The sequence below is a fragment of the Microbispora sp. H10830 genome, from assembly GCF_014161375.1.
Taxonomy (GTDB): domain Bacteria; phylum Actinomycetota; class Actinomycetes; order Streptosporangiales; family Streptosporangiaceae; genus Microbispora; species Microbispora catharanthi.
Genome location: NZ_JABBWX010000021.1, coordinates 72344 through 84450, shown reverse-complemented (window position 1 = coordinate 84450; position 12107 = coordinate 72344). Strand labels below are relative to the sequence as shown.

The 12107-nt window shown below is 72.1% G+C and carries 14 protein-coding genes; 8 read left to right on the top strand and 6 right to left on the bottom strand.

The window, feature by feature from the left end:
- Nucleotides 1–18: 18 nt before the first annotated feature.
- The 4 genes from HHX35_RS37270 (at nucleotide 19) to HHX35_RS44900 (ending at nucleotide 2815) form a co-directional block, all read left to right on the top strand.
- Nucleotides 19–591: a flavin reductase family protein gene (locus HHX35_RS37270; protein WP_182903313.1), complete on the top strand. Its 573-nt coding sequence runs from the start codon at nucleotides 19–21 to the stop codon at nucleotides 589–591.
- The gene (locus HHX35_RS37265) at nucleotides 564–827 is read left to right on the top strand and encodes a VOC family protein (protein WP_182903312.1); all 264 of its coding nucleotides are present in this window, start codon (nucleotides 564–566) and stop codon (nucleotides 825–827) included. Before HHX35_RS37270 ends, HHX35_RS37265 begins: the two co-directional genes overlap by 28 nt.
- 68 nt (nucleotides 828–895) lie before the next feature.
- Nucleotides 896–1264, top strand: a complete 369-nt coding sequence (locus HHX35_RS37260) for a hypothetical protein (protein ID WP_182903311.1) — start codon at nucleotides 896–898, stop codon at nucleotides 1262–1264.
- The gene (locus HHX35_RS44900) at nucleotides 1265–2815 is read left to right on the top strand and encodes a DUF222 domain-containing protein (RefSeq protein WP_182903310.1); all 1551 of its coding nucleotides are present in this window, start codon (nucleotides 1265–1267) and stop codon (nucleotides 2813–2815) included. It abuts the gene before it with no gap.
- Nucleotides 2816–2886: 71 nt separating this feature from the next.
- On the opposite strand, the gene HHX35_RS37250 is transcribed toward HHX35_RS44900, so the two are convergent.
- Entirely contained in the window at nucleotides 2887–3777 is an 891-nt protein-coding gene (locus HHX35_RS37250) for an IclR family transcriptional regulator (RefSeq protein ID WP_204053160.1), read from the bottom strand.
- A 193-nt stretch (nucleotides 3778–3970) separates the two neighbouring features.
- Between HHX35_RS37250 and HHX35_RS37245 the strand changes: the two genes are divergently transcribed.
- The 3 genes from HHX35_RS37245 to HHX35_RS37235 are packed head-to-tail and all read left to right on the top strand — an operon-like array spanning nucleotide 3971 to nucleotide 5629.
- Nucleotides 3971–4852: an LLM class F420-dependent oxidoreductase gene (locus HHX35_RS37245; RefSeq protein WP_182903309.1), complete on the top strand. Its 882-nt coding sequence runs from the start codon at nucleotides 3971–3973 to the stop codon at nucleotides 4850–4852.
- Nucleotides 4845–5369, top strand: a complete 525-nt coding sequence (locus tag HHX35_RS37240) for a nuclear transport factor 2 family protein (protein ID WP_182903308.1) — start codon at nucleotides 4845–4847, stop codon at nucleotides 5367–5369. Before HHX35_RS37245 ends, HHX35_RS37240 begins: the two co-directional genes overlap by 8 nt.
- Nucleotides 5366–5629 (top strand): nuclear transport factor 2 family protein, encoded by a 264-nt coding sequence (locus HHX35_RS37235; RefSeq protein WP_259405743.1) that lies wholly within the window; start codon nucleotides 5366–5368, stop codon nucleotides 5627–5629. The genes HHX35_RS37240 and HHX35_RS37235 overlap by 4 nt, the downstream gene beginning before the upstream one ends.
- 154 nt (nucleotides 5630–5783) lie before the next feature.
- Here HHX35_RS37235 and HHX35_RS37230 read toward each other — a convergent pair whose 3' ends face one another.
- Together HHX35_RS37230 and HHX35_RS37225 are read right to left on the bottom strand one after the other, a co-directional pair.
- Entirely contained in the window at nucleotides 5784–6221 is a 438-nt protein-coding gene (locus HHX35_RS37230; RefSeq protein ID WP_182903306.1) for a nuclear transport factor 2 family protein, read from the bottom strand.
- Nucleotides 6222–6229: 8 nt separating this feature from the next.
- On the bottom strand, nucleotides 6230–7126 hold the full coding sequence (locus HHX35_RS37225) for an LLM class F420-dependent oxidoreductase (RefSeq protein WP_310739558.1): 897 nt from the start codon (nucleotides 7124–7126) through the stop codon (nucleotides 6230–6232).
- A gap of 147 nt (nucleotides 7127–7273) precedes the next feature.
- Here HHX35_RS37225 and HHX35_RS37220 point away from each other — a divergent pair, with 147 nt between their 5' ends.
- Complete coding sequence (locus HHX35_RS37220) at nucleotides 7274–8959, top strand: alpha/beta-hydrolase family protein (protein ID WP_182903305.1); 1686 nt, start codon at nucleotides 7274–7276, stop codon at nucleotides 8957–8959.
- Here HHX35_RS37220 and HHX35_RS37215 read toward each other — a convergent pair.
- The 3 genes from HHX35_RS37215 to HHX35_RS37205 form a co-directional block, all read right to left on the bottom strand.
- On the bottom strand, nucleotides 8945–9535 hold the full coding sequence (locus HHX35_RS37215; protein WP_139572162.1) for a TetR/AcrR family transcriptional regulator: 591 nt from the start codon (nucleotides 9533–9535) through the stop codon (nucleotides 8945–8947). The two genes, HHX35_RS37220 and HHX35_RS37215, sit on opposite strands and share 15 nt — an antisense overlap.
- Before the next feature lie 59 nt (nucleotides 9536–9594).
- Complete coding sequence (locus HHX35_RS37210) at nucleotides 9595–10854, bottom strand: C39 family peptidase (protein WP_182903304.1); 1260 nt, start codon at nucleotides 10852–10854, stop codon at nucleotides 9595–9597.
- 80 nt (nucleotides 10855–10934) lie between these two features.
- The gene (locus HHX35_RS37205; protein ID WP_182903303.1) at nucleotides 10935–12098 is read right to left on the bottom strand and encodes an acyl-CoA dehydrogenase family protein; all 1164 of its coding nucleotides are present in this window, start codon (nucleotides 12096–12098) and stop codon (nucleotides 10935–10937) included.
- Nucleotides 12099–12107: the final 9 nt, after the last annotated feature.

The following is a 12107-nucleotide window of genomic DNA, read 5'->3' as shown; positions in this document are numbered from 1 at the left end:
CGCACGCGAGGTGAGTCAATGACCGCTGCACCCGCCGACCCCGAGTTCACCGAGGTGGCGCCGCCGACGCCGGCCGAGTTCCGGCGCGCGCTGGGCATGTTCGCGACCGGCGTGACCGTGGTCACGGGCCTCGACGACGGCGAACCGGTGGGCTTCGCCTGCCAGTCGTTCGCGTCGGTGTCCCTCGAACCGCCGCTGATCCTCTTCTGCGCCGACCACAAGGGCCGCGCCTGGCCGCGGATCAGGAGGTCGGGCCGCTTCTGCGTGAACGTCCTCGGCGAGGACCAGGTCGACCTTTGCGGCCGGTTCGGCTCCAGTAATGGCGCCAAGTTCGCGGGACTCGACTGGGACCTGTCGCGATGGGGCACTCCGGCGTTGCGGCAGGTGCTGCTGCGCGTCCACGGCGAGGTGCGCGACGTGCACGTCGCCGGCGACCACGACGTGATCATCGGCCACGTGCGCGAGCTCGAAACCGTCGACATCGAGCAGCGCCCGATGCTGTTCTTCCGCGGCCGGTTCGGCGTGGAGCAGGACGACCAGGCCACCGCCCTCGGTCCCAATCTGTGGGGCTGGGGCGACCACTGGGGCTGAGCACCGGCCTCCCCGCCGCCGTACAGGCGATCGACGGCGCACCCCGATATCACCTGGACATCGAGACCGACGACGTCGAGGCCGAGACCGCGCGGCTGGCCGCTCTCGGCGCCATGCAGGTGGCGCGTTGGCTGGATTGCCATGTGCTGCGTGTCCCCGGCGGCCAACTGGTCTGCGTCCTTCCCGTGGCGAGCGACCCGGCTGTCTTCGCCGCAACCGCCAGGACCTGGCCCTGACCTCACCCTCGCCTCCCCGCCTGTAACTCCAGCTAATCGCTCCGTGCGGTTGCTCGACGACCTGCGCGATGAGAAAATTCATACAGGTTTTCGAATTGATGGAGGGAGTGATGGTGGACCTGTCTGCAGCCCATGCCGAATCCCTCCCTGATTCGGAAACCTCTTCAGAGAATTGGCGTGACCGGCTGACCGCGGACTCCCCTCTGTGGGCCCCAGACGACCCCTCCGAAGCAAACGACGGCCCTGCCGGTGGCCGCGCCTCGGGCTCGGATACCGATAGCGCCTCGGACGAAGCCACAGGTGATCGCCGGGCGGATGGTGAGCGGCGTCGCTCGTCCTGGCTGTTGGTGGCGTCGTTGCGTGAGTCGGCGCAGGCGTTGGCGTTGGCGGCGCTTCCGGACGATGTGGATGTCTGTCTTGCCGAGGCTGAGGAGTAGGTGTTCGCGCGGGATCGGATCACGTGCGCGTTGGCGGATCGGGTGGGGCGGGTGCATGGTGCGGGGCAGGCCAGGCGGCATGGGCATGCCTCGACCCGCAGCTGGCTACGCGCCGCCGGAGGCATGAGCGTGCCCGGTGCCGGCCGTCTGCTCACGCTGGCGGTGGAGTTGGCGCGTCTGCCGCGGGTGCGGGAGCGGTTCGCTGAGGGTGGGTTGGCGGCGGGGGTGGTGGAGGCGATCTGCATGGCCACCGCGCAGTTGAGCGATGAGCACGCCGGCCTGGCTGAGCCGATTTTGCTGGAGTTGGCGGGTAGGGCGGGCGCGGCGGAGGTGGCCAAAGCCGGGCGCTATCTGCGGGCGGTGCTGGACCCCGACGCGGAAGAACGCGACGAGCGAGCCGACTTCGGGCGGCGGTTCCTGAGGGTCCGCCCCACCAGGGGTGGCGGGCTGGAGGGGGAGTTCTACCTGCCCCGTGAGGCGGCCGCCCGGCTGCGGGCGTTGCTGGACGCCTACGCCAAACCGCGCGCGGAGGGAGATGATCGGCCATTGCGGGTCCGGCAGGCGGATGCGTTCATCGCGTTGCTGGAGCAGAAGATCGCCGGTGAGCTCCTGGTCCTGGTCACCGCCGAATCCCTCCCGACCGACCCCGAATCCGCCACCCCTCAACCCGCTGATCCTCAGCCCGCCACCCCCGGCACCGACCACCCCGCCGACGTGAACGACAGCGGAAGCACCGACGAGCCCGGCGACTTCGAAGACACCGACCCTGGTATTACCGAGGCCGAAGCAGACGCGGAGGTAGACGCGGAGGCAGAGGCCGATGCCGGTTCCGATGAAGCCGCGGAGCCTCCCCACACGGTGCCTCCGCACGCAGCGCGGCCGGATCCTCCTCCCGAGGATGCCGCTGCGCATCACGCCCACGCCGGGCATCGGCCTGCGGGGGACTGCCGGCATGCGCAGGCCACGCCCGAGGACGCGGCGGATGACCAGGGCGCATGCGGCTGTAGCGGCGAGCCAGGGTGGTCCTCGGGCGAAATGCCGGGGACGCCACCGGGAACAGCGCCGGAGACGCTGCTCAGGACAGCGCAGGGAGTATCACCGGGAGCGTCGCTGGGGTCGTTGCTGGGCGCGGTGTTGGGGGCGGCGCCGGGGGTGTTGCTGGCGACCGGGCAGATGCTGCCGGTCTCCAGCGTGCACCGCCTTGCCCGCACCAGCACCCTGGTCCGCCTGGTCATGGACGCCGAGGGGCAGGTGCTGGACATGGGCCGCAAGGTCCGCCTGGCCACCCCCGCCCAACGTAGAGCCGTGTTCGCCCGCTACGCCACCTGCTGGATCGACGGCTGCCCACTCCCCGCCACCCTGTGCCAGATCGACCACGCCAACAACTGGAGCACCGGCGGCCACACCGACCTCAAACTGCTCGGCCCCGCCTGCCAGTTCCACAACCGCGACCGCTACCGCCACCCCGACCGCTACACCCGCCGCAAGATCGGCACCGACCGCTGGACCTTCACCTACCACCCGGCCCACACCAGACGGCTGCGGATCTAGATGCGGTCAAGCCGAATTCGGTCAGTCACTCCGATCATTCCGGCCACGACGGGAGGATGCCGTGGGCCGGTTCAGAGCCAGTCGCCGTTCTGGCCGACGGCGAGCAGGCGGTTCATGGTCTCCGGGGACCAGGTGCGGTCCGGCACGCGGTGGACGGCCCGGGACCTGCGCTGGGAGTCAAGATCGGGGAAGAGGGCGAGCGAGACCTGCCGCGCGGCGTCGACCACGAGCGGGGCCACCTTCTCCAGCGGCGTACGGGCGTCACCCACCAGGGAGATGCTGGCCACTGGCCCCTCATGACCGCGCACGGCCGCGGCGACGCAGGAGATGTCGGGGAAGCACTCCCCCCGCTCGAAGGCGAGCCCGCGGCGCTGCCGGATGCGGTTGAGCTCCTGGTGCAGCGTGCCGATGTCGCCGATCGTCCGGTTGGTCAGACGGCTGATGTGCCCGTCGATGAGCGCCTCGACCTGCTCGGGCTCCAGCCAGGCGAGGATCGCCTTGCCGAGCGCGGTGCAGTGGGCCGGCGCCCGGCCGCCGACGCGCGACGGAACCGACAGGGCGAACCGGCCGCCGACCTTGTCGAGGTAGAACACCTCGGCGCCGTCGAGCACGGCGAGGTGGACGACCATACCGGTCCTGATCTGCAGGTTGTGCAGCAGCGGCGCGGCGGCCTCCCGGATCTCGCCGTGGCTGCCGTCCCGGCCGCCGAGCCCGAGCGCCCGCTTGCCCAGGCTGTAGCCGAACGACGTGTGGTCCAGCCAGTTCAGCCGTACGAGCTGGTCGAGGATGCGATGAGCCGTCGAGCGCGGAAGGTGTGTGCAGCGGGCCACGTCCTCGAGCGTGAGACGGGTGGAGCGACCGGTGAACGCGTCCATGATCAGCGTCATCCGTTCGACCATCGACGGCGGCAGCTCTCGTCGAGCGGGCGCCGTCGCCTCGTGCTCGGCACGGAGAGCGGTCATCACACCTCCCGAAACTGAAATGAATTCTTGCTTCGGAATGTAGCAACGCATCACGCCCCTGGGAAGGGGGGAAGAGGCATCCCGGTCTGCTCCCTTGTGTCCGGTTCCGGTCAGCGGGACGAGCGGCGGCTCGGGTAACGGCCTCCACTAGAAAGTTTTCTGCGAAGCATGTCGCTGATGTGGAGGTGCGCCGGTGTGGATCGGCATCGTCAGTCCAGTCGTGGTCCGGCTGCCCGGAGTCCACTCCGAGTGGGAACGCGAGGCCGGCATGGACGACCTGGCCCGGATCGCGGAGACCGCCGACCGGCTGGGCTACCACCACCTCACCTGCAGCGAGCACGTGGCCGTCCCGGCCGGCGTCGCCGCCGAGCGCGGCGCCGTCTACTGGGATCCGCTGGCGATCTTCGGCTACCTCGCGGCGCGCACCCGGCGGATCCGGCTGGTCACGCAGGTGCTGGTGCTGGGCTACCACCACCCCCTCGCGATCGCCAAGCGGTACGGCACGCTCGACCGCGTCAGCGGCGGGCGGCTCACATTGGGCCTCGGCGTCGGCAGCCTCAAGGAGGAGTTCGACCTGCTCGGCGTGCCGTTCGAGGGCCGGGGGGCGCGGGCCGACGAGGCGATCGCGGCGCTGCGCGCCGCGCTGTCGCAGCGGGAGCCGGAGTTCCACGGCGAGTTCTACGACTTCTCCGGGTTCGTGGTGGAGCCGCACGCCGTGCAGCCCCGGGTGCCGCTGTGGATCGGCGGGCGCACCCCGCGCTCGTTGCGCCGCGCCGCGACGTACGGCGACGGGTGGGTGCCGTTCGGACTGCCCCTGGAGACACTCGCGTCGATGGTCCGCGAGGCGGACCTGCCGGACGCCTTCGACATCGTGCTGGCGGCGGGCCGGCCGGTGGATCCCCAGGCGGCCCCGGACACCGCGCGCCGCGCGCTGGAGCGGGTACGCGACGCGGGCGCGACCGTCGCCGGCGTCACCGTCGCCGCGACCTCCGCGGACCACTACCGGGAGCAGTTGGAGGCGCTGCACGACCTCGCCACCGCGATGGGCGCCGACTTCGGGAGGACCGATGGCTGACACGACGACCGGGACCGACCTCGGACGGCGGCTGGCCCGCCTGGAGGAGCGCACCCGCGCCCTGGAGGACGAGCGGGAGGTGACCCGGCTCATCCTCTCCTACGGCCCGCTGGTGGACAGCGGCAGCGCGGACGCCGTCGCCGGCCTGTGGGACACGGACGGCGTGTACGACGTGGACGAACTGCTCATGCGCGGGCAGGATCAGATCGCGGCGATGGTGCGCTCCGACGCCCACCAGCGCTGGATCGCGGGCGGCTGCGCGCACTTCGTCGGTCCGCCGCGTGTGACCGTCGCGGGCGACGACGCGACCGCGGTCTCCTACTCCCTGATGGTCACGCACGAGGACGGCGGGTTCGTGCTTCGCCGCGCGACGGCCAACCACTGGACGCTGCGCCGCGCGGACACCGGATGGCGGATCGTCAACCGCACCGCCCGGGTGCTGGACGGCCGCCCCGAGTCCCCCGCCCTGCTCGCGAGCGGCGTCTCCACTCCTGTACCGAACGAAGAGCGGGCATGACGGACGACGACCGGCGGCGCGGCCCCTCCCAGCACCTGCTGGGCAACCACCGCGTCGAGATCGACGGCGACCGCGCCAGGTCGTTGACGTACGCGCGGGTGTACCACCAGGGCGCCGGGGCGCACGAGGGCCGCTTCTACGAGTGCTTCGGGGAATACGACGACCACTGGGAACGAACGCCCGAGGGCTGGCTGCTCGCGTCCCGGGTGTTCGACATGACGATGGCGGTCGGCGACTTCGGGGTTCTCCAGCCCGGCTGAACCCCCGTCGCTCGATAGGGTGGAGGCATGCTTTGACGCCTGCCCGATGATCGGGCTCCTCCTCGGTTCTCCTTCGCTCATCCACGGTTGACTTCGAAGGAGAATCGATGACCACCTCACCCCGCGTCGACGTTCCCGACGCGTTCGCCGCCTCCTACGGCGCGCGCGGCGCCGAGGAGCGCGCCTGGATCGCCGGGCCGTCGTGCCGCCGGTAGGTGTCGGCGTACCGCAGGTGCCAGACCAGGTCGGACGGCCCGTCGTCGCGTACGGAGTCGCGTACGGAGTCGCGTACGGACAGGTGGTGGGCCACGCAGGCCACCGCGCCCGTGGCGGTGCCGGGCTCCGGCCCTGGGTCGACGACCTGCCCGGCGAGCGTGTGGAAGGTCATGGTGAGGCTTTCCAGCGCGGTCATCGCGGCGGCGATCTCCTCGTGGCCGGTACGCGTGAGAACCGGGCCGAGAGCTCGCGGCAGGTCCGGCAGCACGAGCACGCCGTCCGGGGTGAACAGGCCGGTCAGACGCGGGATGTCGCGTTCGTCGGCATACAACGCGTACCGCGCCACGAGGTCGGCCAGCAGGACGGCATCGGCCATATCCACGTTCATCGCGGCGTCAGCCCGAGGCGGGCGGCGCAGGCCGACAGCTCGTCCGTCGCCGCCCCGAGGTCGGCCGTCGGCGTGGGCGACAGCAGGATGCGGTTCGCGCCCAGCGAGGCCAGCGAGGCGGCCTTCTCCGGGGTGATGCGGGAGACCATGTGGCCGAGGGTGAGCTCCAGCGCCCCGGGGTCGCGGCCGCCCGCCTCCGCCTCGGCGCGCATCACGCCGAGCAGCCGGCGCAGGTCGTCGCCCACGACGCCCAGCGGCTGGAAGCCGTCGCCCAGGCGTCCGGCGCGGCGGGCCGCGGCGACGCTGTGCCCGCCGATGTGGAGGGGCACCGCGCCGCGGACCGGCTTGGGGTAGGTCATCGCGCCGTCGAAGTCGAAGAACTCGCCGTGATGGCCGGCTCCGTCCGGGCCGCCGCCAGCCCACAGCGCGCGCATCACGCGGATCTGCTCGTCGGCCCGGCGGCCACGAGTGGCGAAGTCGGTGCCGCAGGCCTCGATCTCCTCCTTCATCCATCCCATGCCCACGCACACCCGCAGGCGGCCTCCGGACAGCGCGTCCACGGTCGCCAGGCGCTTGGCCAGCACGACCGGATGATGGTTGGGCAGCACCAGGACGCCGGTGGCCAGCCCGATCTCGCTCGTACGGCCGGCCAGGAAGGCGAGCAGGTCGAGCGGATCGGGGATGTCGCAGTCGTCCGGCAGCTCCATCCGGCCCGAGTCGTCATAGGGATAGACGCTGGCGTAGCGGCTCATCACGACCGTGTGCTCGACCACCACGACGGACTCGAACCCGCATGCCTCGGCATGCCGGGCAAAGCCGGCGATCCACTCGGGGTCGGCGGTCGTATTCGCCGCCACGGGGGCCAGCACGGCGTATTTCATCGCTCCGCTCACGCGGGGACGCTATCGGCGCGGCCCGGGGCCGGATCGGACCGCTCCCGATGACCGGGACGTGCCCCACACCCGCGCCGTGACCCGTTCGTGACCTTGATAGCCTGCCTGCTCCATAGGCCAGCGAACGGTGCGGGGATCGGGGACCTGATGGGGGAAAGACGGCGGCTGCGTCTCAACGCGCCGCTGGACACGGCCGGGATCGTCCTCGCCGCCACCTTCTTCTCCCTGTCCCTCACGCCGTCGTTGCTGCCCCGGCCCTGGACGCTGCAGGGGATCATCGCGGGCGTGCTCACCGCCACCGGATACCTCGCGGGGGTGTTCGCCGGCGCACTCGTACGCCCGGCCGCGGCACGGCTCCCGGCGAAGTGGCGCGCGGCATGGAACCGCAAGGGACGGCGGCGGGTCCGGCGCCTGGTCGCGACGTTCGGCTGCGGTCTCGGCGCCGCCTCGCTGGTCCTGGGTGTGCGCGCGCAGCGGGACATCTACGTGCTGATGGGGCTGGACCCGCCGGAGCGGCTCAACTATCTCGGCGTCCCGCTGATCGCGGCGGCCCTGTTCCTCGCCCTGCTGGCCGCCGCCCGGGCGCTACGGATCGCGGCGCGGGCGCTGGGCCGCCTCCTGGGGCGGTGGTTCCCCGCGACGGCCGCGCAGTTCGCCGCGGGGCTCGGGGTGGGCGTGCTGGCCGTCTTCCTGACCGACGGGATCCTCACCGAGGCCCTGCTCAAGGGGGCCGACCACAGCTTCGCCGCGATCAACACCGAGACCGCCCCCGGCGTCACCCCGCCGGTGGCCGCCACGCTGTCGGGCAGCCCCTCCTCGCTCGTCTCCTGGGCGTCCCTCGGCCTGGAGGGCCGCGCCTTCGCCGCGGACGCGCCGACGGTGGGCGAGCTGAGCCGCTTCAGCGGGCGGCCCGCCGTCTCCCCGATCCGGGTCTACGCGGGGCTCGACTCCGCCGAGACCACACGCGAAAGGGCCGCCCTGGCCGTACGGGAACTGGAGCGGACCGGCGCGTTCGGCCGCAAGGTGCTCTGCGTGATCACGACGACCGGCACCGGCTGGGTGGACCCGCAGGCCGCCACCGCCCTGGAGTTCATGTACGGCGGCGACACCGCCCTGGTCTCCATGCAGTACTCCTACCTGCCGAGCTGGTTGTCGTTCCTGGCGGACCGGGAGCGGGCCAGGGCGGCCGGGCGCGAGCTCTTCGACCAGGTGTACGCCCGCTGGTCGGTGCTGCCCGCCGGCCACCGGCCCAAGCTGCTGGTCTTCGGGGAGAGCCTGGGGGCGTTCGGCGCGGAATCGGCGTTCGGCGGCGACCGGGACCTGCGTGAGCGCACCGACGGCGCGCTGTTCGTCGGGCCTCCGGACAGCAGCGCGCTGTGGCGGCGGCTCGTCGACGGCCGCGACCCGGGCAGCAGGGAGGCGCTTCCCGTCTACCGGGACGGCGAGACCGTGCGCTTCGCCAACCGCCCCTCGGACCTGGATTTCCCCGCGTCACCGTGGAACGCGCCGCGGGTCGTCTACCTCCAGCATCCTTCCGACCCGATCGTGTGGTGGACGCCCCGGCTCGTCCTCGGCCGTCCCGACTGGCTGGAGGAGCGGCGCGGCGACGACGTCCTGCCCTGGATCCGGTGGTATCCGTTTGTGACGTTCTGGCAGATCACCGCCGATCTGGTGTTCTCCCTCGACGCGCCGCCGGGGCACGGGCACGACTACGACGGCGAGGTGATCGCCGCCTGGGCGCGGATCGCACCGCCGGACGGGTGGGACGACGCGCGGACCGCGGCGCTGACCATCCTGCTCGCGAAACATGTGGCAGGGTCAGGCGGGCAGTGAGTCGAGCCAGCCGATCAGCCGGGCCCCCTCGCGCGTCATGATCTCGGGGTCGCGCAGGGCGTTGGCCAGCAGCGACATGCCCTGGTAGGCGCCCACCAGGGTCAGGGCGAGGCCGTCGGGCTCGGGCAGGCCGAGCTCGCGGAACTGTCCCTCGACCCAGTCGAGCAGCAGCCGGATGACCCTGCCCGCCTCCGTGTCCAGGCCGCCCTCGTCTCGCTTGTCCAGCTCGGCGGCGAGCGTGCCGGTCGGGCAGCCGTACCGGGCCGCGAGGTCGCGCTGACCGACCCACATCTCCACGAGTCCCTTGAGCCGCTCCCGGGGGTCCGGCAGGCGCTCCAGCCGTTCGGTGAGATCCCGCAGGTAGCGGGCGTGCTCGGCCAGCGCGGCGGCGACGAGCTCGTCCTTGGTCTTGAAGTAGTAGTACACGTTGCCGACCGGGACGTCGGCGGCGCGGGCGATGTCGGCGATGGTGGTGCGTTCTGCGCCCTGCCGGTGCACCACCTGCGCGGCGGCGGCCATGAGCCGCTGCCGCTTGGCGCTCGCGGCCCTCACCCGGGCACTGGTCGAGTCAGTCACCTGACTGACTATAGGAGGGCCGGGCCCGCGGCCGTACACCGCCGGGCCCGGCGTGACCTTTACCAGTTGGCCGGCAGCCCCTGCGTGGTGGGCGGCAGGGGGTGGTTCTTCGGGTGGACGACGTACACGATCCCGCCGCTGCCGGTGCTGCGCAGCCAGACGTTCTCGAAGTTGGCCCGCGGGTAGACGTGGCGCACCGCGTCGTTGTCCGGCGAGGCGGGGTCGTTGGCGATCACGTCGCCGTCGGCGGTGAAGCCGATGATGACCATGAGGTGGCCGTTGGTGCTGTATCCCGCGCCCGGCAGTTCCTCGGCCTTGAACGACTGCGAGGTGACGACCGGGATGCCGGCCCGGATCAGCCGCTCGAGCTCGGTCAGCGAGCGGAGCCGGGTGACGAATCCCTCCAGCCCGTACCGTCCCGCGTAGGCCGCGTTGAACGGCCAGTTGCCCGCCCCCTCGTACGCGTAGTCGTAGGTGTACCGGGCGGCGTAGTCGACCTCGGGGTTGGGGTCGGAGGGGTCCACCCAGGCGGTGTCCTGCTTGCTGGGCCACTTGCCCCAGTAGCCGAGGACCATCGTGGTCGAGGTCGGGCTGCACCACGCCTCTCCCCCGCCGTCCCACTCGGGGTAGTGGCCCTCGTGGACGTTCTGCGAGCGGCGGGGCACCGGCAGCTCGACGCCCCAGGCGATGCCGCCGGGGCTGACCGGGACGGTCGCCCGGTCGGGCACGGCGGAGGCCATCGCGCCGAGCTCGCGCACGACCGGCTTCACAGCCGAGCCCGGCGCGCGGTACAGCGTGACGCGCAGCTGGTAGGAGGTGATCGCCTTGCCCGCCGCGGCCACGAACGTGTCGACCGAGACGGTGCCGTCGGCGTCCCGCTGCCCGGACAGCGACGTGCGGCGGATGTCCTCGTCGCCGTACGCCCAGCGGCCGAGCACGTACCACTTCGTCTGCCCGGCGGCGTGGCGGCCGCGCATCTCGACCTGCAGCCAGCTGCCGGCGGGCACGTCGGCGTTCCAGGAGGCCACCAGCTCGGTGGCGGCGAATCCGATGGGCCGCTCGGGGGCGGTCCACCGGGCGTACTCCCAGGTCTTGGTGCCGAGTGCGTCGCTGTAGGAGATCGTGCCCACGGGGGCGGCGAAGGACAGGGTGTTGCCCGCCTTGACGCCCTCCCGCACGCCAGGGCCGAAGTGGGCCCGCTGGTAGACGACGTCGACGGCGGACGGCGGGGGTTTGGTGACGGCCTCGGCGGCCGTGGAGGTCACAGTGAGGGAGGAGGTCATCAGAAGGGCGGACAGGAACGCGGTCAGCACGCGCATGGCTCACCTCGGGGTCTCGTCGGCGCCCTCGACGGTAGAGACCGCGGCCCGTCCGGCACATCGGCAGGAATACGTATCCGCTACCGGGGTTCGCGGGGCAGGCCCAGCACGCGCTCGCCGATGACGGTGCGCTGGATCTCGTTCGAGCCCGCGTAGATGGTGTCGGACCGGGAGAACAGGTAGAGCCGCTGCTCGTCGCTCAGGTCGTACGGCGGGCCGTCGGCGACCATGCCGGCCGCGCCGAGCACGTCCATGGCCAGCTCGCCGAGCTCGCGGTGCCACACGCCCCACACCAGCTTGGAGATGGACGACTCCGGGCCCGGCGCGCCCGCCGCGATGCCGGCCATCGTGCGGACGGCGTTGAGCCGCATGACCTCCAGCCCGATCCAGGAGCGGACGAGCCGGTCGCGCAGCAGGGGGTCGTCGACCGCGCCCGTCCTGCGGGCCAGCGCGATGATCGCCTCCAGTTCGCGGCGGAAGCCCACCTGCTGGCCGAGCGTGGCCACGCCGCGCTCGAAGCCGAGCGTCGCCATGGCGATCTTCCAGCCGTCGCCGGGCGCGCCCACGATGTTCGCGGCGTCCGTCACCGCGCCGTCGAAGAACACCTCGTTGAACTCGCTCGTCCCGGTCATCTGGACGATGGGCCGGATCTCCACCCCGTCCTGCCGCATGGGCACGAGCAGGTAGGACAGGCCGCGGTGACGCGCCGAGCCCGGCTCGGTGCGGCAGACCACGAAGCACCAGTCGGCCTCCATGGCCAGGGAAGTCCACACCTTCTGGCCGGTGACCCGCCAGCGATCGCCGTCCAGCTCTGCGCGGGTCTGCACGTTGGCCAGGTCGGAGCCGGCGTTCGGCTCGGAGTAGCCCTGGCACCACAGCTCCCGCGCGGCCACGATCGGGGGCAGGAAGCGGGCGCGCTGTTCGCCGGTGCCGAACGCGATGATCGTCGGGCCGAGCAGGTTCTCGCCGATGTGGCCGACCCGGGCGGGCGCGCCGGCCAGCGCGTACTCTTCGTGGAAGACGACCTGTTCCTCGACGCTCGCGCCCCGCCCGCCGTACTGCTCGGGCCAGCCCAGACAGGTCCAGCCGGCCTCGGCCATGTGCCGCTCCCAGGCCAGCCGCACGTCGAACGCCTCGTGCTCGCGGCCGGGCCCGCCCAGCCCCCGGGCGCCGGCGAACTCGCCCGACAGGTTGCCCTCCAGCCAGGCCCGCACCTCTGCCCTGAACGTCTCGCTCCTGTTCACACCTGACAC